The sequence below is a fragment of the Pseudomonas sp. SWRI68 genome (genome assembly GCF_014269165.1).
Lineage (GTDB): Bacteria > Pseudomonadota > Gammaproteobacteria > Pseudomonadales > Pseudomonadaceae > Aquipseudomonas > Aquipseudomonas capeferrum.
Window position 1 is genome coordinate 60,753 of the sequence record NZ_JABWRU010000007.1, and the last position, 21,908, is coordinate 82,660.

Below are 21,908 nucleotides of genomic sequence, written 5' to 3' on the forward strand. Positions count from 1 at the left end.
CCCGGCGAGGGCGGCGCTTCAAAACAGGATCATGACAAGACTTATTTATCCTTGGCTTTTTTCTCGGAAACCAGTCGTATACCTAAATATTTCCGATTGATCCCCAAATCGTTCTTAATATCGTCCCAAGCGTTTTCAAGCTCAGCCCTGAACAAATGTTTGAGGTCATTCATAGAGCTAAATATAGATTTATTATCTTGATTATGCTTGAGATTATTTATAGACACCATGATATGCCTGATTGCGTCCATTATTCCTTTTGAGCGATTGTCATCACGACTTAGAAGAAGTGCGACTTTGTTTTCCAGAATAATAGCCACCTTCATTTGCTCAACGTACTCAGGACTTCCTTTATATTTTTCCACTTGCTTCATATGATTGGTCAATACAGACATAGTCTGGAGCAATTCAGACGAGCAAGATCGTAGCTCGGTCATCCAATGATGACGAAGGGTGCTGACGTTCGCTTGGATCTGGTTTCGCTGAACCCCCATGGTAAATCTAGCTACCATTATAGCAACGACGAGGCCTGCAACCCCAGTTACAACAGCAGCGTAGTCAATTCCGGTATCAACTTCCATATAAATAGGAAGCTCTTTGGTGCCTGCCACCTGCCCGGTTGAATTGCTGACCGAAAACCCATCCGATGTGAACTTGAGTCCACTGATGTCTAGTTCAACTTTACTCATAAGCCCTCCTTCAGACCCTGCAATTTAACCGGAGTCGAGTCAAATGGCCATCACCTACGGAAGCGTCTGCAGCGGCATTGAAGCTGCGACCGTAGCCTGGCACCCGCTGGGCTGGCGTGCCGCCTGGTACGCCGAGATCGAACCATTCCCCAGCGCAGTGCTGGCCCACCACTACTCGGACACGCCGAACCACGGCGACATGACCCGCCTGGCTGCCATGGTGCTGACCGGCAAGATCCAGGCGCCCGAGGTTCTAGTCGGCGGCACTCCCTGCCAGGCCTTTAGCGTGGCCGGCATGCGCGAAGGCTTAGCTGATCCCCGCGGCGCCCTCACCATCAAATATGTGGAGCTGCTCGATGCAATTGACCATGTTCGAATCAAGCGCGGCGAACCCGAGGCCACCTGCCTCTGGGAAAACGTCCCCGGCGTCCTTTCCGACAAAGGCAACGCGTTTGGCTGCTTCCTCGGCGCCCTGGTGGGCGAATCCGAAGAACTCCAACCGCCAGGGGGTAAATGGAAGGACGCTGGTTGTGTGTATGGACCCACGCGAACAGTCGCATGGCGGATTCTGGATGCCCAATATTTCGGCCTGGCCCAACGACGCCGCCGTGTGTTCGTTGTCGCAAGTGCTCGAGCAGGATTCGATCCCCTCGAAGTACTTTTTGAGCGCGAAGGCCTGCGCCGGGATACTCCGCCGCGCAGAGGCGAGGGGCAAGGTCCTGCCGGAACAATTACAGCAAGCACTGGAGGAGTCGACGAAAATGACGCCCGCGATGGTCGCCTGACTGTTTTCGGGGGAAACAACACCAGCGGAGCGATCGATGTGGCTCCGGCGCGCAACGCATGCGCCAGCGCCAGCGGAAGAATGGATTTCGAATCCGAGGCCTTTGTCGTCAGCGTAACACTGCAGGCAAACGGCAAGGCCGCCGGAAGCGCCACCCAGCAGGATGCCGAAAGCGGGATGCTGGTCGTTCACGGCACGCAAGACCCCTGCACGCTCTCAGACCAAGCGTTTGCACTAGGTCGTAACAGCGGACAGGAGAATGCCGTATTAGCTTTTGCTGAGAACAGCCGCAGCGAGATCAGGCTAGAAGGCGGGGATGGTCAAGTAGTCGGCACACTCTCCACCGGTGGGGGTAAGCCTGGCCAAGGCCAGCCCTGTATTGCGTTCAGCTGCAAAGACCACGGCGCTGACGCTGGCGAGCTTGCACCCACGCTGCGCGCCATGGGCCACGGCGCCAGCCACCCCAACGCCGGCGGACAGGTCGCGGTGTGCATCACCGGCGAGATCACGCACACGCTGAAGGCCGAGGGATTCGACGCCAGCGAAGACGGTACAGGCCGTGGGCAGCCAATCGTTGCTCACGCCATCCAGGCCGGCGCTTTGCGCGAAAACCCAGCGAGCGGTCCAGATGGCGTTGGGGTGCAGGCCGATCACGCATACACATTGGAAGCACGGGCAGAAGTCCAAGCCATTCAGACCAATGCGCAGGTGCGCCGCCTCACTCCACGGGAGTGCGAATGGCTCCAAGGCTTTCCCGGCGATCACACCCGCATCCCATATCGCGGTAAGCCAGCAGAGGAATGCCCTGACGGCCCGCGCTACAAGGCGATCGGCAACAGCAAGGCCGTGTTCGTCGTCCGCTGGATTGGCCAGCGCATCCAGCAGCAGCTTGATCGCCTGTATGGCTAAGCTCGCCGCACGGACGAGGCGAAAAATCGCCGCCCAAAACTCGATCACCTGAATCACATCTTCCATATCTAACAGCTCCTCTATACGACGGAGAACCGTTTCTCTGTCTATAGGGTGGCAATTAGATACAGAGCACATTTGTACTCCACCCAACTGTAACCCCTCTCCCCTCTATTCACTGCCGCGATATGGCGGCCAAGGAATCGACATGCTCGAAAGGACACCGATCAAGACGGAGGCCGAGCTGTGCGCGGCCTTCATCCAGTCGATGAACAAGCAGGCCGATTGGACCTGCTACCCCGAAGCTGCGGGCTTCGACATCCTGGCCGTGCACACCAGCGGTCGACAGATCGGCATCGAGGCGAAGATGAGCCTGAACGCCAAGGTGGCCGACCAGATCCTGCCGAAGGACTACGAGAACTTTTACGGCAGGCCTGGGCCGGACCATCGCCTGGTGATCGTCGGCAAGGCCAGCGATGCCAGTCACGGAATCTGCCGCATGTTGGGCCTTCTCGGTGTTCCTGTTGTACTCCCCCGCTGGATGTCTCGTGGCGGCGACAAGTCGGGATGGGAATTCGAGTTGCGATGCGAGGAAAGCCGCAGCAGTTGGGCGTTCTTCGCCAATGAAGAGTACCTGCACCTGTTCGACTGGAGCCCAGCTGAGCGCTGCCAGGTTCCGATAGCCGTCGGGGTCCACCAGGCAGGGGTGCCTTCGCCCATCAGCCTCACCCCCTGGAAGGAGGCCGCGCTCCGGGTCATCGCCCTGATGCGAAAGCAAGGCTACATCGCGGCGAAGCAAATACAGGAACTCGGCATCAGTCCGACCGCCTGGACACGCTCGACCCCCAGCCACCCTGGCTGGCTTGCCCGTGGTACGGAGCGTGGAACATGGATCGAGGCCGAAAACATGCCGCCGTTCGATAAGCAGCACCCCGAGGCCTACGCCATCGTCGTCGCTGAACTGGCCGCCAAAGCCGACCCACAACTGGAGCTCACCGCATGACCCGCCTCGCCCTCTGCCTCCTGCTGCTGGCCACCGGCGCCAGCGCAACCGAAAACGTCATCGACGTGCAGCACGACAGCCAGCGCGGCGTCACCTGCTACCTGCTGAATGGGGTCGGCATCAGCTGCATCCCCGACAGCCAGCTCCAGGCCGGCAACGAGCGCCAGCTATCCCCGCACGAAACCCAACCCGAACCTACACCCGCACTGGCGCCTGGGCGCTGGATAGATGAGAGGTATCAGCTGTGAGCGATTTCACCACCATTGTCGTGCGAGGCCTTGGGCGTCACCCCCGGCGTATCGTAGTTGACGGCGTCGAATTCGAAGTCTCTTGCTCATCCGACGGGCACATCCCGGCCCAGGTACAGGAGCTTGAGCAGTTTGTGGACTGCGCCCGCGCCGGCGATCTTTCGAGCATGCGCTCTGGTGAGGTCGTATCGCATGCCCAGCTGGTCAAGAGTCTGTCGATGGCCATGCGCGCCAGAGGGTTCGAGCCATGACCGACCTGATCGAAGTGAAGACGGCAGACCTGGTGGGCGAGGCCCTGGGGTGGGCCGTGGGCAAGGCGGAAGGCCTGGATGTGTTCCTGGCCCCGCCAGAGTACGGCAACCCCTGGCGCGTGTTTGCCCGGTACCGCGCCACGGTGACCGAGCACATCAAGCGCTTCAACCCTTGGGAAGACTGGGCGCTGGGCGGGCCATTGATCGATAAGCACCGCGTTCAAACGAGCTTCAACGGTAGCGGCTTCAGCCGAAGCCCAACCGGAGAACACTGGTGCGCGTACGTGTGCAAGGCCAGCGGCCAGGAGGTCTTTCCAAGCGGTGGCGGCCCGAGCACCCTCACTGCCGCCTGCCAAGCAATAGCGCATGCCAAGCTCGGCGATACCGTCCAGGTGCCTAAGGAACTGGTCGCGGCCGCAACACATAAGTGCGGCCGCATGAGCTCGAACTAACTTCCTTTCTTTAGAGGATTCAGAAGAAGAGCGGCATCAAGCATTGCTTGAACTTCGTCCCTCTCTTTCTTCCTGTGCTGGACCTGCTCCCTATCCAAAGCCGGCCCCTTTTTTTTGCTACTAGGATCGGAATTGTCGTACTCCGGAAAATCCTCGAAAAAATCCACCCAATCATTCACTTCAAGATCCCTCTTCGTAAGGTGAGGGGCGCATTAAAACGCTATTCCAACCTAAAGCAAAGATCAAATCCCCATAACCCAAGCCCGCCGACATGTGCGGGCATGGAGAGCTATTGCCATGACGAAACACAAACACACGCCCGGCCCATGGGAAGTCCTGAACGAAACCGAGGTTTTCACCGGTCTCGGCGCCGACAGCGGCGATGGCGTGAAAGCACTCCCCTCTGACGGCTGGATGATCGCTGACTGTGGAGACTGCGTGACCTTCACCGAGATCGGCCCTGCGGAACTCGGCCGAGACCTGCGCCGGGCAAACGCCAAGTTGATCGCCTCGGCGCCCCTGCTGCTGGACGACCTGACTTCTGCCGCAGCCCAGTTGCGCAAGTACGAAACCCTGCATCGGGCCAAGGGTACCGCTGACAGCCTGGCCAAAGCCGAGGTCAACGCCGAACTGGCATCGCGGTTCGAACACACCATCGCCAAGGCAACGTCCTGACCACCAACCTGCCGCCACCGGCGGCGTGGAGATCTACATGGCGAATGCCACAGCAGCAGTTCAGCCAGGCTTACTGCCGAGAATTCTCCGGGTCGGTGAAGCGCCCGGCTACCTCGGCATGTGCAAGGAAGAATTCAAGAACACCGTCAGGCCCTATGTCCGTGAGTTTCCCATCGGCAAGCAGGGCGTTGGCTTCGACCGCCTCGAGCTGGACGCTTGGATGGATGCATACATCGAGGCGATGGCCGTTGAAAAGGCGAGCAATCAAGACAACAATCGACCCCGCAGCGTAAGCACGGCAGCGGAGTCCAAGGAGACTCCATGGCCAAAAAGGCAATCACAGGGCTCCAGAAAATGCCAAGCGGCATCTGGAAAATCGACAAGATCTACCGGGGAGAACGAATTCAAGAGAGCACTGGCACTTGTGAAAGGGAAGAAGCAGAGCAGTACCTGATCCACCTGCTGGAGAAGATGCGGCAGCGCAAGATCTATGGCGTGCGCGAGATCAAGACCTTTGCTCAGGCCGCGGCGAAGTACCTGGTCGAGCACAAGGAGCAACCGTCAATCAGGCTCACGGCGCTTTATCTGGAGCAGGTGGTTGAGTACATCGGCCACCTTCCATTGACGCACATTGACGATGAGGCGCTGGCCGCTTATGTGCGCGACCGGAAGGCTGATTCAGTGACGCCAGATGGGAAGGTGAAGAAGGGAGTCAGCAACAGGACAATCAACATCGCGATCGAGCGAGTGATTCGGGTCCTGCAGCTGGCTTGCCGGAAGTGGCGGGATGAAGAGCGCCGGCCGTGGCTCGACAGCGTGCCGCTGCTCACCAAGCTGGAGGAGAAGAAGGCGAGCCGAAAGCCCTACCCGATGTCATGGGAGGAGCAATCGATTCTCTTCGGGGAGTTGCCAGACCACTTGCAGCGGATGGCCCTGTTCAAGGTGAACACGGGCTGTCGCGAGCAGGAGGTGTGCAAGCTGAGGTGGGATTGGGAGATCTTCGTGCCTGAACTCGACACCAGTGTGTTTCTCATCCCCGCCGAGTTCGGCGGGAGGCACGAGAACTCAGGAGTGAAGAACCGGGACGAGAGACTGGTTGTGCTGAACGGCGTGGCAAGGTCGATCATCGATAAGCAGCGCGGCATCAGTCGTGAGTGGGTTTTCCCGTACAACGGCACTGCGATGCACCGGATGAACGACTCGGCCTGGAAGAAAGCGCGGGTGCGCGCGGCGAAGCTCTGGCAGGAGCAGCATTTACGGCCGGCACACCCTGGGTTCTCTTCCATACGCGTGCATGATCTGAAGCACACTTTCGGCAGGAGGCTGAAAGCGGCAGGCGTCACTGAAGAGGACCGCAAGTCTTTATTGGGCCACAAGAACGGTAGCGTGACCAGTCACTACTCCGGCGCGGAGCTTGGTCAGCTGATCGAAGCAGCAAACAAGGTATCGGCCACGGATTCACGCGGGCCGGTGCTGACGATCTTGAAAAGGAGAATTGGATGAGGAAAAAGGCGAAGTCACTCGAAAAGTCACTATGCCCAAAAATGAAAAAGCCACCCGTAGGTGGCTAAGTCATTGGGATTATTGGTCGGGACGGAGTGATTCGAACACTCGACCCCTTGCACCCCATGCAAGTGCGCTACCGGGCTGCGCTACGCCCCGACTCTATTCTCGATACTGCTGAGAACGATGAAGAATCTACCCTAACCTTTTGATAAATGAAAGCTTTTTCTCAAAAAATTTCCATTCGTCGGAGCAGATCACTTCTTCAACACCACCAACACATCCTCCAACTCAACAATCATCTGCCGAATCAGCTGCTTGTACTGGCTTGACTCATCCTTCACCTCATCACTGGAGAGCCTTAACCGCGCCCCACCAATGGTGAACCCCTGATCATAAAGCAGCGCCCGAATCTGGCGGATCATCAGCACATCCTGGCGCTGGTAATACCGCCGATTCCCCCGCCGCTTCACAGGGTTCAGCTGAGGGAACTCCTGCTCCCAATACCGCAGCACGTGCGGTTTTACCGCACAAAGCTCGCTCACTTCACCAATGGTGAAGTAGCGCTTGCCTGGTATGGGGGGCAGTTCATCGTTATGGCTTGGTTCCAGCATAGGCCTCAACCCGGGCCTTCAACTTCTGCCCTGGACGAAAGGTGACGACGCGGCGAGCGGTGATCGGGATCTCTTCCCCAGTCTTGGGGTTGCGGCCCGGCCGCTGGCGTTTGTCGCGAAGGTCAAAGTTGCCGAAACCGGACAGCTTGACCTGCTCGTTCTCTTCAAGTGCGTGCCGAATTTCTTCGAAAAACAGCTCGACCAACTCCTTGGCCTCACGCTTGTTAAGCCCCAGCTCCTCGTACAGCCTTTCGGCCATCTCAGCTTTCGTCAGAGCACCCATGCCGTTATTTCCTTAACGTGGTGTTCAACCTTTGTTCAAGCGAGGTGAGGATGTTTTGCAGGGTAGTGTTCACCTCATCGTCGTTAAGAGTGCGCGATGGATGCTGCCAGGTCAAGCCGACGGCCAGGCTTTTTCTATCAGGATCAATGCCTTTACCTTGGTAGACATCAAACAGCCTGAGGTCTGTGAGCCATTCGCCTGCATTGTCACGAATTAATTCAAGCACCGCGCTAGAAGCTACATCACGTCCTGCGATCAAGGCCAGGTCACGACGGGTTTCTGGGAACTTGGACAGTTCGCTGAACTTTGGCAGGCGGCCTTCGACCACGTCGCCCAACACCAGCTCGAACAGGAACACTGGGCGGTCCAGGTCCAGGGCTTTGGCAAGCTCCGGGTGGATGGCGCCGAGGTAACCGACTGGCTTGCCGTCGCGCTCGATGAGGGCGGTCTGGCCTGGGTGCAGGGCGGGGTGTTTGCCGGCGCTGAAGGTGAAGTCGCTCAGGGCGCCGGAATAGCCCAGCAGGGCTTCGACGTCGGCTTTGACGTCGAAGAAGTCGATGCCGTCGCGGCCGTTCGCCCAGCCTTCTGGCAGGCGGCTGCCGGTGACGACGCCGGCGATCATCGGCTGCTGCTCGAGGTTACCGAGCTGGCCGACGAAGCGCAGGCCGCTTTCGAACAGGCGGACGCGGTCTTGCTGGCGGTTGAGGTTGTGCTGCAGCGCCTTGACCAGGCCCGGCCACAGGGACGCGCGCATGGCGGCCATGTCGTTGGAGATCGGGTTGGCCAGCAGCAGTGGCTCGACGCCAGGGCTGAACAGCTCGAACAGTTTCGGGTCGATGAAGCTGTAGGTGATGGCTTCCTGGTAGCCACGGGCAACCAGCAGGCGGCGCAGGTTCGGCAGGTCACCGCGGGTTTCCGGCTTGCCCTGGGGCGCGAGGCGCGCTTGTGGGTAGCGGACCGGGAGGTTGTTGTAGCCGTACAGGCGGGCCAGCTCTTCGATCAGGTCGACTTCCAGGCTGATGTCGAAGCGGTGGCTTGGGACGTTGACGGTCCACTGCCCTTCCCCATTGGCCGTGGTGGTCAGCTCCAGGGCGTTGAGCAGTTGCTCGACCTGGGCTGGGTCCATCTGCATGCCGAGCATCTGGGTGATGCGTTCGGCGCGCAGGGTCACCGGGGCGACCTGCGGCAGGTGCTGTTCGCTGACGGCCTCGACGATCGGGCCGGCTTCGCCGCCGACCGTTTCCAGGATCAGCGCGGTGGCGCGTTCCATGGCTTCGCGGGCCAGCTGCGAGTCGACACCGCGCTCGTAGCGGTGCGAGGCGTCGGTGTGCAGGCCGTAGGAACGGGCCTTGCCGGCAACGGAGATCGGCTCGAAGAAGGCGCTTTCGAGGAACAGGTCGCGGGTTTTCTCGGTATTGACGCCGCTGTGCTCGCCACCCATGACGCCGGCAATGGCCAAAGCGCGGGTGTGATCGGCGATAACCAGGGTGTCGGCGCGCAGGGCAACTTCCTGGCCGTCGAGCAGGACGAGCTTCTCGCCCTCTTCGGCCATGCGCACGCGGATGCCGCCGTTGATTTCGGCAAGGTCGAAGGCGTGCATCGGCTGACCGAGTTCGAGCATCACGTAGTTGGTGATGTCGACGGCGGCATCGATGCTGCGCACGTCACTGCGGCGCAGGCGTTCGACCATCCACAGCGGGGTTGGCCTGGACAGGTCGACGTTGCGGATGACGCGGCCCAGGTAGCGTGGGCAGGCAGCCGGGGCGGACACTTCGACCGGGCGCACTTCATCGTGGGCAGCCGGCACGGCTGGCACTACCGGGCGGGTGACCGGGACGTTGTACAGCGCGCTGACGTCGCGGGCCAGGCCGGCCAGGGACAGGCAGTCACCGCGGTTTGGGGTCAGGCCGATTTCGATGCTGGCATCGTCCAGGCTCAGGTACTGGCGTATGTCCTGGCCAACCGGGGCATCGGCAGCCAGTTCGAGCAGGCCGTCGTTTTCTTCGCTGATCTGCAGCTCAGCCGCCGAGCACAGCATGCCGAACGACTCGACGCCGCGCAGCTTGGCCTTCTTGATCTTGAAGTCGCCTGGCAGTTCGGCGCCGATCATGGCAAACGGGATCTTGATGCCCGGGCGCGCATTGGGGGCGCCGCACACCACCTGGAAGGTTTCCTGGCCGTTGCTGACCTGGCAGACGCGCAGTTTGTCGGCGTCCGGGTGTTGTTCGGTGGCGAGGATTTCGCCCACGACGATGCCGCTGAACTGGCCGGCAGCGGGGGTCACGCTGTCGACTTCAAGGCCGGCCATGGACAGGCGGGCGACCAGTTCGTCACGGGAGACTTGCGGGTTTACCCAACCGCGCAGCCACTGTTCACTGAATTTCATGCTGTTCTCCTGAAAGTTGCGTCGGGCATTGACCTAGCGGAATTGCGCGAGGAAGCGCAGGTCGTTGTCGAAGAACAGACGCAAATCGTTGACGCCATAGCGCAGCATGGCCAGGCGCTCGGCACCCATGCCGAAGGCGAAGCCCTGGAACTCTTCAGGGTCGATGCCGGACATGCGCAGCACGTTCGGGTGGACCATGCCGCAGCCCATGACTTCGAGCCAGCCGGTCTGCTTGCACACACGGCAGCCGTTGCCGGAACACATCACGCACTGGATATCGACTTCGGCGGACGGCTCGGTGAAGGGGAAGAACGACGGGCGGAAGCGCACGGCCAGTTCTTTTTCGAAGAACACGCGCAGGAACTCTTCGATGGTGCCCTTGAGGTCGGCAAAGTTGATATCGCGATCGATCAGCAGGCCTTCGACCTGGTGGAACATCGGCGAGTGGGTGATATCCGAGTCGCAGCGGTAGACGCGGCCCGGGCAGACAATGCGGATGGGCGGCTGGGTGGACTCCATGGTCCGCACTTGCACCGGCGAGGTGTGGGTGCGCAGCAGCATGTTGGCATTGAAATAGAAGGTGTCGTGCATCGCCCGGGCCGGGTGGTGGCCGGGGATATTGAGCGCTTCGAAGTTGTGGTAGTCGTCTTCGACCTCTGGGCCTTCGGCGATGCCGTAGCCGATGTGGGTGAAGAACTGCTCGATGCGCTCGAGTGTACGAGTAATCGGGTGCAAGCCACCGGTGGTCTGGCCACGGCCTGGCAGGGTGACGTCAATGCATTCGGCAGCCAGGCGAGCGCTGAGCTCGGCTTCTTCAAAGGCGGCCTTGCGTGCGTTGAGCACCACGGTGACGCGTTCCTTGGCGTCGTTGATCAGCGCACCGACTTTCGGCCGCTCTTCGGCTGGCAGGTTGCCCAGGGTCTTCATCACCTGGGTCAGCTCGCCTTTCTTGCCGAGATATTGAACCCGGATCTGTTCCAGGGCATTGATGTCTTCAGCGCGCTCTACGGCCTCAAGGGCTTGGGAGACCAGCGCATCCAGGTTTTCCATGTACAAACTCCAGATACGAAAATAGGGGAAGAGCTTTGAAGGCTCTTCCCCTATCGATGACGTTCAATGCCCGACGGCGCAAGCGCCGCCGGGTGATTGTCGCGGGTACTTAAGCCAGAACGGCTTTAGCTTTCTCGACAATCGCAGCAAACGCCGCTTTTTCGTTCACTGCCAGATCGGCCAGAACCTTACGGTCGATTTCGATCGACGCTTTTTTCAGGCCAGCAATCAGACGGCTGTAAGACAGACCGTTGTTGCGTGCACCAGCGTTGATACGAGCGATCCACAGTGCGCGGAACTGACGCTTCTTCTGGCGACGGTCACGGTAGGCGTATTGACCGGCCTTGATGACAGCCTGCTTGGCAACACGGAATACGCGCGAACGTGCACCGTAGTAACCTTTAGCCAGTTTCAGAATTTTTTTGTGACGCTTACGAGCGATAACGCCGCGCTTTACACGAGCCATGAGTAACTTCCTCTATCTTTGACCAGAATTAACGAACGCGCAGCATGCGCGCGACTTTCGCGACGTCAGACGGGTGCAGCATGCTGCTACCACGCAGTTGACGCTTACGCTTGGTCGACATTTTGGTCAGGATGTGGCTCTTGAAAGCGTGCTTGTGCTTGAAGCCGGTAGCCGTTTTCAGGAAACGCTTCGCAGCACCGCTTTTGGTTTTCATTTTTGGCATGTTGGAACTCCGCATTCGATAAAATTACACATAATCATCAGGCCTGCCGTGCCCGGGAGATTACTTCTTTTTCTTGGGGGCGATGACCATCATAAGCTGGCGTCCTTCCATCTTAGGATGCTGCTCAACGGTGCCGTATTCGGCGAGGTCAGCTTCGACCCGCTTCAACAGCTCCATGCCCAGCTCCTGGTGGGCCATCTCACGACCACGGAATCTCAGAGAGATCTTGGCCTTGTCCCCATCGGTAAGGAAACGTACCAGGTTGCGTAGTTTTACCTGGTAATCCCCATCCTCCGTCCCTGGACGAAACTTGATTTCTTTGATCTGGATGATCTTCTGGTTCTTCTTCGCCGCAGCCTGCTGCTTTTTCTTCTCGAAGAGGCTTTTGCCGTAGTCGAGGACCTTGCAGACAGGAGGTACGGCGTCGGCAGAAATTTCTACCAGATCCAGCTTCGCTTCTTCAGCGATACGAAGCGCTTCGTGGATCGAGACGATGCCCAGCTGCTCACCGTCAGCACCGATTAAGCGAACCTCTTGAGCCGAGATATTCTCGTTGATCGGGGCCTTCGGTGCAGCACGTTTATCGTTTCTCATTTCACGCTTAATAGTCATTACTCCGATTCTTGGCGACCACGCCGGGAAACCGCTTGTGTCAGCAGCTCAGCGAATTGCGCGACGGGCATGGAGCCCAGGTCTGCGCCTTCGCGAGTACGCACAGCGACGGTTTGCGTTTCGACTTCGCGATCCCCTATAACCAAAAGGTACGGGACCTTGAGCAAAGTATGCTCGCGGATTTTAAAGCCGATCTTCTCATTTCTCAAGTCCGACTTGGCACGGAAACCGCTACCGTTCAGAGATTTCTCTACCTGAAGGGCAAAATCGGCCTGTTTGTCGGTGATGTTCATGATCACCGCCTGGGTCGGCGCCAGCCAAGCCGGGAACACGCCAGCGTAGTGCTCGATGAGCATGCCGATGAAGCGTTCGAACGAGCCGAGAATGGCGCGGTGCAGCATGACCGGGCGCTTACGGCTGTTATCTTCGGCGATGTAGCTGGCATCCAAACGCTCTGGGAGGTTCGGATCGTACTGCAGGGTACCACACTGCCAGTTACGGCCGAGGCAGTCGCGCAGGGTGAATTCGATTTTCGGGCCGTAGAAGGCGCCCTCGCCCGGTTGATATTCCCACTCCAGGCCCGATTCATTCAAGGCATCGGCCAGTGCACCTTCGGCACGGTCCCACAGCTCTTCAGAGCCCACACGCTTGGCTGGGCGGGTCGACAGCTTCATGGCGATGTCGCTGAAACCGAAGTCTTTGTAGACGTCCAGGGTCAGCTTGATGAAGTCAGCGGCTTCTTTCTTTACCTGGTCTTCGGTGCAGAAGATGTGCGCGTCGTCCTGGGTAAAGCCACGTACACGCATGATGCCGTGCAGGGCGCCGGACGGCTCGTTACGGTGGCAGGCACCGAACTCGGCCAGGCGCATCGGCAGGTCGCGGTACGACTTCAGGCCCTGGTTGAACACCTGCACGTGGCACGGGCAGTTCATCGGCTTGACCGCGTAGTCGCGGTTTTCCGACGAAGTGGTGAACATGTTCTCGGCGTAGTTGGACCAGTGGCCGGAACGCTCCCAGAGAATACGGTCAACGACCTGCGGGGTCTTGATCTCGAGGTAGTTGTTGTCGCGCTGGACCTTGCGCATGTACTGCTCGAGCACCTGATAGACGGTCCAGCCGTCCGGGTGCCAGAACACCATGCCCGGGGCTTCTTCCTGCAGGTGGAAGAGGTCGAGCTGCTTGCCGATCTTGCGGTGGTCGCGTTTTTCGGCTTCTTCGATGCGCTGGATGTAAGCAGCCAGCTGCTTCTTGTCAGCCCAGGCGGTGCCGTAGACGCGTTGCAGCTGCTCGTTCTTGGCATCGCCGCGCCAGTAGGCGCCGGACAGCTTGGTCAGCTTGAATGCCTTGAGGAAGCGCGTGTTCGGCACGTGCGGGCCGCGGCACATGTCGACGTATTCTTCGTGGTAGTACAGGCCCATGGCCTGTTCGTCCGGCATGTCTTCGACCAGGCGCAGCTTGTAGTCTTCGCCACGGGCCTTGAACACGTCGATGACTTCGGCGCGCGGGGTCATCTTCTTGACGACGTCGTAGTCCTTCTCGATCAGCTGCAGCATGCGCTTTTCGATGGCGGCCATGTCTTCTGGGGTGAAGGGGCGCTCATAGGCGATGTCGTAATAGAAGCCTTCGTCGATCACCGGACCGATCACCATCTTGGCGGTCGGGTACAGCTGCTTCACCGCGTGGCCGATCAGGTGGGCGCACGAGTGACGGATGATCTCCAGTCCCTCTTCATCTTTAGGGGTGATGATCTGCAGGGTGGCGTCGTGAGTGATCAGGTCGCTAGCGTCGACCAGCTTGCCGTCAACCTTGCCGGCCAGGGTGGCCTTGGCCAGGCCTGCACCAATGGAGGCTGCGACTTCGGCTACGGATACGGCGTGATCAAACGAGCGCTGACTGCCATCGGGAAGAGTAATAGTGGGCATGGCGCCTCCTCTCCTAGTGGTGACCCCTACCAAAGGTCACGTGGGTTGGGATGAGCCAGTACAAGATCCGCGCTGTCTTTCTCAAGAGAAAGCCTGCCTCACAGTGGCAGAAGCCTTTCGGCTTACCAGGGGCGAACCAGAGTGACTGGAAAGTAAGAAATAGCTGCAGGCCGCGGCTGCGGGACTGCAAGCCGAGCATGCTAGCACGCGGGGTTGGGCGCTATGCAGAAATATTTGGAAATTACACCGTAGGGGTGAACTTCCGCGGAAAATTCCCTATCAGACTTTGGGAAGCATCCTACTCTTGATGAGACCTAAACCAAGGAGTGTCTGGTTATGAGATTTCCGTCTCTTCTGGCCCTGAGCGTTGCTGGCGCCCTGCTGCTACCTGTGGCCGCCAATGCGGGTGAATTCCCGGCTGGCGCGAAGCAAAACTACATGACCCAGTGCACCGAGGCCGCCACCGGCCAGGGCCTGGACGCCAAATCGGCGCAGCAGCACTGCACCTGTGGCGCAACCGCTATCGAAAAGAACTTCAGCACTGAGGAAATCAAGGACCTGGACAGCAAGGACGGCGTTGACGCCGCCCTGATGCAGAAGGCACAGAAGGTCGTGCAGCAAGCGTGCATGAAGGGCTGAAACCATAAAGCCGGGGGGTTCGCCACCCCGTGTTTGAGCTGGATCAACATTTGGCGAAGGTAAAAGGCGCTAGATGCGCAGAATTAGACTATGATGTGTCCTGTGCTTCGAAGCCTCGGCAACATCGCACTACTGAAAAAAATCAAATCTGGAGATTCACCCCATGTCCAATCGCCAAACCGGCACCGTTAAATGGTTCAATGATGAGAAAGGCTTCGGCTTCATCACCCCACAAGGCGGCGGCGACGACCTGTTCGTACACTTCAAGGCCATCGAATCTGACGGCTTCAAGAGCCTGAAAGAAGGCCAGACTGTTTCCTTCGTAGCCGAAAAAGGCCAGAAGGGCATGCAGGCTGCACAGGTTCGTCCGGAGTAATTCGGGTAGCTGTAAAAAAACCCGCCCTGGTGGCGGGTTTTTTTATGGGGTTTGCAAAGGCTCAACCACAGTTGACGCGCGTGACCACACCTTGCTCGTCCACATTCAGGTTCAGGCGCTCGGAGCGGTACTCCAGCGTCACCACGTCATGCGGCTTGAGGATACGTGCCATCTGCGAGCCACTGGCCTTGCGCGCCTGCTCCAGAAGCTCTGCACTGCCCGGCTTGCCGATGGCGAAATCGGCACCGCTGGCCTCACAACGACCGTCGTTGCCTGCTGGCGCGGCAGGGGCGCCACCACCAGAGTTGCCACCTGTACTGCAACCAGCCAGGACAGCAGCCATCGCCAGGGTTGCCAGGTAAGCACGGGTACGGAACATGAATCCTCCTAAAATCGATCTGGGCACTGTCTGATCCGACAGCTGCGCGCATAGTTTGTTGCAAAACCGCACAAGTCTGCCTGAACACGCCCAAGGAGGCGAAATGCAATCGTGACCGGATTTTGCACAATGGGCTTGGTTTGCTGCGCAAAGCTTTTTATTCTTAAGTCGCAGAGTCATTGACGCAACGGCATGATTTACTGCAAAAAGTGGAGCGCACCGTGCCTCCAGCGAACACCAGGATCCGGCGTTCGCCCTTCCGTCCCAGGCCCCCAGTGAGAGCCTTTCATGAGCAGCCACAGCATCGATGCCGATATCAAGGTCAAATGGGCCGAGGGCCAGAGCGCCTACAGCCCCAGCACACCGGAAGAGTTGCTACTGATTGCCATCGACCTGCTGGTACGCGATCGCGGCAGTGAAGCGGCGCGCAGCTTCATCGACCAGGTGCTCGAACGCTTCGCACCGCATCCGGCTATTGCAATCGAGCCAGGCGCGCGCTGAGCAGGTTGAACACGCCCTGGGCGTCACCTTCCTCCACCCACATCACGTTGGCGGGCTGTTTAAGCACGCCATACCAGTCGGCGACAGTCTGCCCCAAGGTCGGGCCTTCGCGGCTGTCGATGGCCAAGTGAATGCGCCGGCCGCTGAACAGTTCGGGTTTCAGTAGGTAGGCAATGACGCTGGCGTCGTGCACCGGCCCGCCGGGCATGCCGTACAGGTCCATGTCATGGGTAATGTAGGCGTTGAGAATGTCCACCACCCGCTGGCTGGCCCGGTTGTTCACCGCTGCAAGCTGCTTGAGGCGTGCCTCGCTGGTGAGCAGTTTGTGGGTGACATCCAGCGGCAGGTAGGTCAGCGGCACACCACTGGCCAGCACCACCTCGGCGGCATGCGGGTCGGCGTAGAGGTTGAATTCTGCGGCGGGGGTGATGTTGCCGCCATTGAAGTGGGCGCCGCCCATGACCACCACCTCTTTGATGCCTTTGGCGATTTCCGGGCGCTGGATGAGTGCCAGAGCCAGGTTGGTCTGCGGGCCTAGCATGGCGATGGTGATACTGTTGGGCTTGGCGGCGCCGAGGGTGTCGACCAAGTACTGCACGGCATTGCCCTGGGCCAGGGGCTTTTTCGGCTCATGCACCGGAACGCCGGTCAGGCCTTCTTCGCCATGGACGTCGGCGGCGTAAATGGGGGCGCGCACCAGCGGGCGCCCTGCCCCGGCGTAGACGGGGATGTCTTCGCGGCCAGCCCATTCGCGGGCCAGGCGGGCATTGCGTGAGGTTTTGTCGAGGCGCACGTTGCCGGCCACGGTGGTAATGGCGCGGATGTTCAGCTCATCGGGCGAGGCCATGGCCAGGAACAGCGCGACCACGTCGTCGGCGCCGGGGTCGGTGTCGATGATCAGGTCGCGTGGGGCGGCCTGGAGGGTGGTGGTGGCAGCTGCAGCCATGAAAGTGAGTCCTTGTAGCAGGGGTTTGAGCATGAGGCACTCCTGTTGCCTTGGGGTATTTACCGGTTTTTTGTAGGCGCGGCGATGCGATCAGAACGTAACGCCTGAGATCAAAGCAATGTTGCTGTACGGCTGGCACTCCCCCGTGCGCACCACGGCCCGCGCGCTGCGTGAGAGCACTTTGAAATCTTCATGGGGCATCCATTCCCGTTTGCCCAACTTGCCGCGCAAGCGCTCGATTTCCACCAGCCCGGGCGGCACCACTTTCTGCATTTCCTCGGCCAACACATGCCGCTCCACCTGCAACTCGCTCAGCACCACGCGCAAGACACTGGCGAAATCCGGTATGCCCGGGGTCAACGCCAGGTCGATCAGCTCGACGCCCGGCGGCACCGGCAACCCGGCATCGCCGATCACCAGAATATCGCCATGCCCCAACCCCGCAATGACCCGTGACAGGGCGACATTGAGCAGCGCGGTCTTCTTCATGGCTGCAGCTCCGCAAGGTAAGGGATCGACGGCTGCGCCCCGGCGCGAGTGACCGACAAAGCCGCTGCGCGCTGGCCGAGCGCGATCGCCTCGCCCTCCTCCAACCCACGCACCAGGGCGGCAGCAAAGCCACCGATGAAGGTGTCGCCTGCCGCCGTGGTGTCCAGCGGTTGCACGCTGGGCGCGGGAAAGTGCCGATGGCCCTGTTCGGTCACCAGCAAGGCGCCTTGGGCGCCGAGGGTGATGATCACTTTGCCAGCCCCCAGTTGCAGCAGCCGTTCGCCGGCGCGCCGGGCGCTGGCCTGGTCGCTGACGGCGATCCCGGTCAGGGCTTCGGCCTCGCTTTCGTTGGGGGCCAGGTAATCGATATGGGCGAACCATGTCGGTGGTAACGGCCCGGTGGCGGGTGCCGGGTTGAGAATGACCTGCTTACCCAGCTCACGCCCCCTCGCCAACGTCCAGGCCACGGTGTCGTACGGCACCTCCAACTGGCAGATGATGACCTCGGCCGCTTGCAGCAGCGCGTCGAAGCGCTGCACCGCCTGCGGTGTCAGCAGACCATTGCCGCCAGGGATGATGACGATGCAATTCTGGCTGGCGGCATCGACGGTGATCAGCGCCACACCACTGGAAACCCCTTCGCACACGCTCACTGCCTGGCAGTCGATACCTTCTACTTCCAGCGCCTTGCGCAGTTGCTGGCCGTAGGCGTCGTCGCCCACGTTGCCGATCATCGCCACGCTGCCGCCCAGCCGCGCCACCGCCACCGCCTGGTTGGCACCCTTGCCGCCGGGCACGGTGAAAAAGCCCTCGCCGGGCAGGGTCTCACCGGCCCGTGGCAGGCGCTGGGCGCGGGCCACCAGGTCCATGTTGAGGCTACCGACCACCACTACCTTGGCATGCATGGGAATTCCTTAGCGGTAATCATTGAACAGGTCCGGGCGTGGCCCGGTGGACTCGCGCTGCACGATGCGCGGGGCAACGATGCGTTGCTCCGCCGAGCCTTGCCGGGGCGTGGCGATGCGTGAAAGCAGCAATGCAGCAGCGCTTTCGCCCAGCTCGCGGATCGACTGGCCCACGGTGGTCAGCGGCGGGTACACGTAGCGGCTGAGCTCGATGTCATCGAAGCCGATCACCGACAGCTCGCCCGGTACGTTGATATTGCGCTCGGCCGCAGCGCGCAGCACGCCAAAGCCGATCATGTCGTTGCCGGCAAAAATCGCCGTGGGCCGGTTGCCATCCAGCAACTGTGCCGCCGCCCCGTGGCCGCCCGGGCTGGTGAAGTCGCAATGCAGCACGCGGCTCGCCCCCACCGCTGCGCCCGCCTCGCCCATGGCGCGACGGAAACCGGCCAGGCGCAGTTGGCTGACGCCGGTTTCGGACGGGCCGCCGATGTAGGCGATGTCGCGATGGCCAAGCTCAAGCAGGTGCCGGGTGGCGAGGTAGGCGCCGTGCTCGTGGTCGATGCGTACCAGGTCAGCGTCGACGCCATCCAGCTCACGGTCGACGATGACCATCGGCGTGCGCACGCAGGCCAGGCTGTGCAGCAGGTCGCTGTCCTCGCCCACGGACGCCACCACCAGGCCGTCGATGCGTTTCTCCAGCAGCACACGTAGGTAGCTGCGCTGCTTTTGCGGGTTGTCGTCGGAGTTGCACAGGATCACGCAGTAGCCGTTACGCTCGCAGGCGTCTTCGATGCCTCGTGCCAGTTCGGCGAAATACGGGTTCACGCTGTTGGGCACCAGCAAACCGATGGTGGCGGTGCTGCGCGCCTTGAGCGAACGCGCCACGGCACTGGGCACGTAGTCGAGTTCGACGATGGCGGCCTCGACCTTCAGGCGCACCTGTTCACTGACGGGGCGGGTCTTGTTCAGTACATGGGACACGGTGGTGTAGGAAATACCCGCCAGTGCCGCGACATCTTTAATGGTTGCCATGTTTTCAGTTCCGCCGGCCTGCACGCCGGCTACGGTAAGTGTCGAGCACCACGGCGATGACGATCACCGCCCCGGTGATGATGCGTTTGGTGGGTTCCGACGCGCCGATCTGCGCAAGCCCTGCGGCCAGCACCGAGATGATCAGCACGCCAAAGAAGGTACTGATCACTGAGCCGCGCCCACCCATCAAGCTGGTGCCACCGATTACCACGGCGGCGATCACCTGCAGCTCCAGGCCCGACCCGGCGTTGGGGTCGGCGGCTTCCAGGCGTGAGATCTGGAACAGCGCTGCCAGGCCGGCTAGCAGGCCCATCAGGGCGAACACCAGCACTTTGTAGGGGCGCGGGTCGATGCCGGCCAGGCGCACGGCCTCTTCATTGGTGCCGATACCGATCAAGTAGCGGCCGAACACCGTACGGGTCAGCACCAGGTGCGCCAGCACGATCACCAGCAAGGCGATGATGAAGGCCGGCGAGATGCCGAACGCGACCGGGTCGGAGAACCAGGCGTAGGCGTCGCCGATATAGGCAGTACGCGAGTCGGTGAACTGATAGGCCAGACCGCGCGCCATCTCCAGTACGCCGAGCGAGACAATGAACGACGGGATACGCCAGGCCACGGTGACGCCACCGGTGATGCTGCCAGCCAGGGCGGCCACGGCCATGCCGAGCAACGCCGAGGGCAGCACGCCCCAGCCCCAGCCGAGAATGGCCACGCTGACCGTGGAGGCCGCCAGCGCCAGCACCGAGCCGACCGACAGGTCGATGCCGCCGATGATCAGCACGAAGGTCATGCCGACCGCCAGTACCATCAGGTCGGGGATCTGATTGGCGAGGGTGCTGAAGGTGGCGTACGACCAGAAGTGGCTGCTGAGAAACGAGAACAGCACGATCATCGCCAATAAGGCGCCGGCCAGGCCCAGGTAGGTGCCCAGGCCGAAATACGTGCCAGTGCGGCGCACGGGGGCGGCGCTTTGGCTGTCGAGGGGGGTGGTTTTCATGCATCCGTCCTGGGCGCTGCGTCATGCAGCAGTGCGTCACGTTTCTGATAGCCGGCAAAGGCGGCGGCAAGTAGCTGGTCCTGGCTCCAGTGGTCACGCTCGAACGTGTCGATCAGGCGGCCGGCCGACAGCACGGCAATGCGGTCGCAGATCAGCATCAGTTCGCGCAGGTCGCTGGACACCACCACCAGGGCCTTACCCTGGCGCGCCAGCTCAGCCAGCAGGCCGTAGATGTCGAATTTGGCGCCGACGTCGATGCCTCGGGTCGGCTCGTCAAACAGCAGCACCTGGCAATCACGCTCCAGCCAGCGGCCGATTACCACCTTTTGCTGGTTGCCGCCCGACAATTCACCCACGGCCTGGTGCGGGCCGGCGCTGCGGATGCGCATGGCCTGAATCTGGCGCTCGGCCAGGGCCCTTTCTGCCGCGCCGTCCAGCACACCGGCACGCGATACCGCGCCGAGGTTGCCCAAGGCGATATTGGCGCTGATCGACTGGGTCAACAGCAGGCCCTCGCCTTTGCGGTCTTCGGTAATCAGGGCGATGCCGGCTTTTACCGCCGCCTTCGGTGAGTCGATCGTCACGGCCTGTGGCGGCTGGCCCAGCGCGATGCTGCCGCTGTCGGCGCGGTCGGCACCGTAGATCAGGCGCAGCAGCTCGGTGCGGCCGGCGCCGATCAGGCCGGAGATACCGAAGATCTCCCCTGCCCTGACCTGGAATGACACGTCGCGCACCTTGTCGCCGCGGCTGAGCCGATCGACCTGCAGCAACGGCGCGCCAATCTCGCGGCGGCCCAGATCGATGTGTTCGCCCAGCTCGCGGCCGACCATCAGGTTGACCAACTCGGCGCTGCTGTAACGCTGGATCGGTTCGTCGCACACCAGCTTGCCGTCGCGCAGCACCACAATCCGCTGCGCCACGCGCTGCAGTTCTTCAAGGCGATGGGAGATATAGACGATGGCCACGCCGCGCTGGCGCAGTCGCTCGATCTGGGTGAACAACAGCTCCACCTCGCGGGCGGTTAGCATGGCAGTGGGTTCGTCGAAGATCAGCACGTGGCAATCGCCGATCAGGTTGCGGGCGATCTCGACCATCTGCTGATGGCCGATGCCCAGCTCTCCGACTGGCGTGTCCGGGTCGATGGCGTCCAGGCCGACCTGGGCCATGGCCGCCGTGGCCAGTTGGCGCAGGCGCTTGTGGCTGATCCAGCCGAAGCGGCTGGGCAGGTTGTCGAGGAACAGGTTTTCGGCCACGGTCAACGTCGCCAGCAGGTTGAGTTCCTGCATGACCATGCGCACACCGAGGCGCTCCGCCTCGCTGCGGCTGCCGGGTGCGTAGGCCTGGCCGCGGTAGGTCATGTGCCCGGTGGTGGGCACTTCGAGGCCACTGATGAGCTTGGACAAGGTGCTCTTGCCGGCGCCGTTCTCGCCCGTCAGGGCCAGCACTTCACCGGCCCGCAGGCTCAGGCAGACGTCACCGAGCACGGGCTGGGCGTAGGTCTTGCCCAGCCCGCTGGCGGTGAGCACCACTTCATTTGCCGTAGCAGGCATGGCCCTCTCTCCTGGCGGGTA

General features: G+C 61.0%; 26 protein-coding genes and 1 tRNA gene. 10 read left to right on the forward strand and 17 right to left on the reverse strand.

The genetic code is table 11. The annotated features are described in order from the left end of the window. Positions 1 to 41: 41 nt before the first annotated feature. Entirely contained in the window at positions 42 to 689 is a 648-nt protein-coding gene (locus HU770_RS12695) for a hypothetical protein (RefSeq protein ID WP_186663806.1), read from the reverse strand. Between the two features lie 43 nt (positions 690 to 732). Here HU770_RS12695 and HU770_RS12700 point away from each other — a divergent pair, with 43 nt between their 5' ends. The 7 genes from HU770_RS12700 (at position 733) to HU770_RS12730 (ending at position 6,514) form a co-directional block, all read left to right on the forward strand. After that, positions 733 to 2,382 carry a DNA cytosine methyltransferase gene (locus HU770_RS12700; protein ID WP_186663807.1) on the forward strand — a complete coding sequence of 550 codons (1,650 nt, stop codon included), beginning with the start codon at positions 733 to 735 and terminating at the stop codon, positions 2,380 to 2,382. A gap of 208 nt (positions 2,383 to 2,590) precedes the next feature. After that, positions 2,591 to 3,385 (forward strand): hypothetical protein, encoded by a 795-nt coding sequence (locus HU770_RS12705; RefSeq protein WP_186663808.1) that lies wholly within the window; start codon positions 2,591 to 2,593, stop codon positions 3,383 to 3,385. Then, positions 3,382 to 3,633: a hypothetical protein gene (locus tag HU770_RS12710; RefSeq protein ID WP_024086938.1), complete on the forward strand. Its 252-nt coding sequence runs from the start codon at positions 3,382 to 3,384 to the stop codon at positions 3,631 to 3,633. The genes HU770_RS12705 and HU770_RS12710 overlap by 4 nt, the downstream gene beginning before the upstream one ends. Beyond that, on the forward strand, positions 3,630 to 3,884 hold the full coding sequence (locus HU770_RS12715) for a hypothetical protein (protein WP_186663809.1): 255 nt from the start codon (positions 3,630 to 3,632) through the stop codon (positions 3,882 to 3,884). Before HU770_RS12710 ends, HU770_RS12715 begins: the two co-directional genes overlap by 4 nt. Then, the gene (locus HU770_RS12720; protein ID WP_186663810.1) at positions 3,881 to 4,336 is read left to right on the forward strand and encodes a DUF2591 domain-containing protein; all 456 of its coding nucleotides are present in this window, start codon (positions 3,881 to 3,883) and stop codon (positions 4,334 to 4,336) included. Before HU770_RS12715 ends, HU770_RS12720 begins: the two co-directional genes overlap by 4 nt. A 297-nt stretch (positions 4,337 to 4,633) precedes the next feature. After that, positions 4,634 to 5,011: a hypothetical protein gene (locus tag HU770_RS12725; RefSeq protein WP_186663811.1), complete on the forward strand. Its 378-nt coding sequence runs from the start codon at positions 4,634 to 4,636 to the stop codon at positions 5,009 to 5,011. Positions 5,012 to 5,332: 321 nt separating this feature from the next. Beyond that, positions 5,333 to 6,514, forward strand: coding sequence for a tyrosine-type recombinase/integrase (locus HU770_RS12730; RefSeq protein WP_186663812.1), 1,182 nt, complete (start codon positions 5,333 to 5,335; stop codon positions 6,512 to 6,514). Positions 6,515 to 6,596: 82 nt separating this feature from the next. Here the strand turns inward: HU770_RS12730 and HU770_RS12735 are convergent. The 9 genes from HU770_RS12735 to thrS all read right to left on the reverse strand — a co-directional run bounded on the left by HU770_RS12735 (position 6,597) and on the right by thrS (position 14,070). Then, positions 6,597 to 6,673: transfer RNA gene (locus HU770_RS12735), tRNA-Pro, on the reverse strand. Between the two features lie 98 nt (positions 6,674 to 6,771). Continuing rightward, positions 6,772 to 7,128, reverse strand: a complete 357-nt coding sequence (locus HU770_RS12740) for a MerR family transcriptional regulator (RefSeq protein ID WP_008100384.1) — start codon at positions 7,126 to 7,128, stop codon at positions 6,772 to 6,774. Then, complete coding sequence (ihfA, locus tag HU770_RS12745; RefSeq protein WP_003250679.1) at positions 7,109 to 7,411, reverse strand: integration host factor subunit alpha; 303 nt, start codon at positions 7,409 to 7,411, stop codon at positions 7,109 to 7,111. The genes HU770_RS12740 and ihfA overlap by 20 nt, the downstream gene beginning before the upstream one ends. A 4-nt stretch (positions 7,412 to 7,415) precedes the next feature. Further along, entirely contained in the window at positions 7,416 to 9,797 is a 2,382-nt protein-coding gene (gene pheT, locus HU770_RS12750) for a phenylalanine--tRNA ligase subunit beta (protein WP_186663813.1), read from the reverse strand. 33 nt (positions 9,798 to 9,830) lie between these two features. Further along, a complete protein-coding gene (pheS, locus tag HU770_RS12755) occupies positions 9,831 to 10,847 on the reverse strand; it encodes a phenylalanine--tRNA ligase subunit alpha (protein ID WP_047581971.1) in 1,017 nt (338 codons plus the stop codon). 109 nt (positions 10,848 to 10,956) lie between these two features. Next, positions 10,957 to 11,313 carry a 50S ribosomal protein L20 gene (rplT, locus tag HU770_RS12760; RefSeq protein ID WP_009394046.1) on the reverse strand — a complete coding sequence of 119 codons (357 nt, stop codon included), beginning with the start codon at positions 11,311 to 11,313 and terminating at the stop codon, positions 10,957 to 10,959. A gap of 28 nt (positions 11,314 to 11,341) precedes the next feature. Then, a complete protein-coding gene (rpmI, locus tag HU770_RS12765) occupies positions 11,342 to 11,536 on the reverse strand; it encodes a 50S ribosomal protein L35 (RefSeq protein ID WP_028696462.1) in 195 nt (64 codons plus the stop codon). Between the two features lie 60 nt (positions 11,537 to 11,596). After that, positions 11,597 to 12,148, reverse strand: coding sequence for a translation initiation factor IF-3 (infC, locus tag HU770_RS12770; RefSeq protein ID WP_177326478.1), 552 nt, complete (start codon positions 12,146 to 12,148; stop codon positions 11,597 to 11,599). After that, positions 12,148 to 14,070: a threonine--tRNA ligase gene (gene thrS / locus HU770_RS12775; RefSeq protein ID WP_033696945.1), complete on the reverse strand. Its 1,923-nt coding sequence runs from the start codon at positions 14,068 to 14,070 to the stop codon at positions 12,148 to 12,150. The genes infC and thrS overlap by 1 nt, the downstream gene beginning before the upstream one ends. 336 nt (positions 14,071 to 14,406) lie before the next feature. On the opposite strand from thrS, the gene HU770_RS12780 reads away from it, so the two are divergent. Together HU770_RS12780 and HU770_RS12785 are read left to right on the forward strand one after the other, a co-directional pair. Then, complete coding sequence (locus tag HU770_RS12780; RefSeq protein WP_033696944.1) at positions 14,407 to 14,709, forward strand: hypothetical protein; 303 nt, start codon at positions 14,407 to 14,409, stop codon at positions 14,707 to 14,709. 163 nt (positions 14,710 to 14,872) lie between these two features. Further along, positions 14,873 to 15,085: a cold-shock protein gene (locus HU770_RS12785; RefSeq protein WP_003179963.1), complete on the forward strand. Its 213-nt coding sequence runs from the start codon at positions 14,873 to 14,875 to the stop codon at positions 15,083 to 15,085. Between the two features lie 61 nt (positions 15,086 to 15,146). On the opposite strand, the gene HU770_RS12790 is transcribed toward HU770_RS12785, so the two are convergent. Then, on the reverse strand, positions 15,147 to 15,464 hold the full coding sequence (locus tag HU770_RS12790) for an I78 family peptidase inhibitor (RefSeq protein WP_186659810.1): 318 nt from the start codon (positions 15,462 to 15,464) through the stop codon (positions 15,147 to 15,149). A 288-nt stretch (positions 15,465 to 15,752) separates the two neighbouring features. On the opposite strand from HU770_RS12790, the gene HU770_RS12795 reads away from it, so the two are divergent. Beyond that, entirely contained in the window at positions 15,753 to 15,965 is a 213-nt protein-coding gene (locus HU770_RS12795; protein WP_033696941.1) for a hypothetical protein, read from the forward strand. Here the strand turns inward: HU770_RS12795 and HU770_RS12800 are convergent. The 6 genes from HU770_RS12800 to HU770_RS12825 are packed head-to-tail and all read right to left on the reverse strand — an operon-like array spanning position 15,937 to position 21,887. Beyond that, a complete protein-coding gene (locus HU770_RS12800) occupies positions 15,937 to 16,944 on the reverse strand; it encodes a nucleoside hydrolase (RefSeq protein WP_186663814.1) in 1,008 nt (335 codons plus the stop codon). The genes HU770_RS12795 and HU770_RS12800 overlap by 29 nt on opposite strands. Before the next feature lie 57 nt (positions 16,945 to 17,001). Then, a complete protein-coding gene (gene rbsD / locus HU770_RS12805; protein ID WP_033696939.1) occupies positions 17,002 to 17,400 on the reverse strand; it encodes a D-ribose pyranase in 399 nt (132 codons plus the stop codon). Then, complete coding sequence (rbsK, locus tag HU770_RS12810; protein ID WP_186663815.1) at positions 17,397 to 18,305, reverse strand: ribokinase; 909 nt, start codon at positions 18,303 to 18,305, stop codon at positions 17,397 to 17,399. The genes rbsD and rbsK overlap by 4 nt, the downstream gene beginning before the upstream one ends. Before the next feature lie 9 nt (positions 18,306 to 18,314). After that, positions 18,315 to 19,337: a LacI family DNA-binding transcriptional regulator gene (locus HU770_RS12815; protein WP_186663816.1), complete on the reverse strand. Its 1,023-nt coding sequence runs from the start codon at positions 19,335 to 19,337 to the stop codon at positions 18,315 to 18,317. 4 nt (positions 19,338 to 19,341) lie between these two features. Beyond that, the gene (locus HU770_RS12820) at positions 19,342 to 20,337 is read right to left on the reverse strand and encodes an ABC transporter permease (protein ID WP_033696936.1); all 996 of its coding nucleotides are present in this window, start codon (positions 20,335 to 20,337) and stop codon (positions 19,342 to 19,344) included. Then, positions 20,334 to 21,887 (reverse strand): sugar ABC transporter ATP-binding protein, encoded by a 1,554-nt coding sequence (locus HU770_RS12825; RefSeq protein WP_186663817.1) that lies wholly within the window; start codon positions 21,885 to 21,887, stop codon positions 20,334 to 20,336. The genes HU770_RS12820 and HU770_RS12825 overlap by 4 nt, the downstream gene beginning before the upstream one ends. Between the last annotated feature and the right edge of the window lie 21 nt (positions 21,888 to 21,908).

Coding starts and splice junctions, on each gene's coding strand:
- HU770_RS12695 (WP_186663806.1), bottom strand. CDS start 689: ATGAGTAAAGTTGAACTAGACATCAGTGGACTCAAGTTCACATCGGAT.
- HU770_RS12700 (WP_186663807.1), top strand. CDS start 733: ATGGCCATCACCTACGGAAGCGTCTGCAGCGGCATTGAAGCTGCGACC.
- HU770_RS12705 (WP_186663808.1), top strand. CDS start 2,591: ATGCTCGAAAGGACACCGATCAAGACGGAGGCCGAGCTGTGCGCGGCC.
- HU770_RS12710 (WP_024086938.1), top strand. CDS start 3,382: ATGACCCGCCTCGCCCTCTGCCTCCTGCTGCTGGCCACCGGCGCCAGC.
- HU770_RS12720 (WP_186663810.1), top strand. CDS start 3,881: ATGACCGACCTGATCGAAGTGAAGACGGCAGACCTGGTGGGCGAGGCC.
- HU770_RS12725 (WP_186663811.1), top strand. CDS start 4,634: ATGACGAAACACAAACACACGCCCGGCCCATGGGAAGTCCTGAACGAA.
- HU770_RS12730 (WP_186663812.1), top strand. CDS start 5,333: ATGGCCAAAAAGGCAATCACAGGGCTCCAGAAAATGCCAAGCGGCATC.
- HU770_RS12740 (WP_008100384.1), bottom strand. CDS start 7,128: ATGCTGGAACCAAGCCATAACGATGAACTGCCCCCCATACCAGGCAAG.
- ihfA (WP_003250679.1), bottom strand. CDS start 7,411: ATGGGTGCTCTGACGAAAGCTGAGATGGCCGAAAGGCTGTACGAGGAG.
- pheT (WP_186663813.1), bottom strand. CDS start 9,797: ATGAAATTCAGTGAACAGTGGCTGCGCGGTTGGGTAAACCCGCAAGTC.
- pheS (WP_047581971.1), bottom strand. CDS start 10,847: ATGGAAAACCTGGATGCGCTGGTCTCCCAAGCCCTTGAGGCCGTAGAG.
- rplT (WP_009394046.1), bottom strand. CDS start 11,313: ATGGCTCGTGTAAAGCGCGGCGTTATCGCTCGTAAGCGTCACAAAAAA.
- rpmI (WP_028696462.1), bottom strand. CDS start 11,536: ATGCCAAAAATGAAAACCAAAAGCGGTGCTGCGAAGCGTTTCCTGAAA.
- infC (WP_177326478.1), bottom strand. CDS start 12,148: ATGACTATTAAGCGTGAAATGAGAAACGATAAACGTGCTGCACCGAAG.
- thrS (WP_033696945.1), bottom strand. CDS start 14,070: ATGCCCACTATTACTCTTCCCGATGGCAGTCAGCGCTCGTTTGATCAC.
- HU770_RS12780 (WP_033696944.1), top strand. CDS start 14,407: ATGAGATTTCCGTCTCTTCTGGCCCTGAGCGTTGCTGGCGCCCTGCTG.
- HU770_RS12785 (WP_003179963.1), top strand. CDS start 14,873: ATGTCCAATCGCCAAACCGGCACCGTTAAATGGTTCAATGATGAGAAA.
- HU770_RS12790 (WP_186659810.1), bottom strand. CDS start 15,464: ATGTTCCGTACCCGTGCTTACCTGGCAACCCTGGCGATGGCTGCTGTC.
- HU770_RS12795 (WP_033696941.1), top strand. CDS start 15,753: ATGAGCAGCCACAGCATCGATGCCGATATCAAGGTCAAATGGGCCGAG.
- HU770_RS12800 (WP_186663814.1), bottom strand. CDS start 16,944: ATGCTCAAACCCCTGCTACAAGGACTCACTTTCATGGCTGCAGCTGCC.
- rbsD (WP_033696939.1), bottom strand. CDS start 17,400: ATGAAGAAGACCGCGCTGCTCAATGTCGCCCTGTCACGGGTCATTGCG.
- rbsK (WP_186663815.1), bottom strand. CDS start 18,305: ATGCATGCCAAGGTAGTGGTGGTCGGTAGCCTCAACATGGACCTGGTG.
- HU770_RS12815 (WP_186663816.1), bottom strand. CDS start 19,337: ATGGCAACCATTAAAGATGTCGCGGCACTGGCGGGTATTTCCTACACC.
- HU770_RS12820 (WP_033696936.1), bottom strand. CDS start 20,337: ATGAAAACCACCCCCCTCGACAGCCAAAGCGCCGCCCCCGTGCGCCGC.
- HU770_RS12825 (WP_186663817.1), bottom strand. CDS start 21,887: ATGCCTGCTACGGCAAATGAAGTGGTGCTCACCGCCAGCGGGCTGGGC.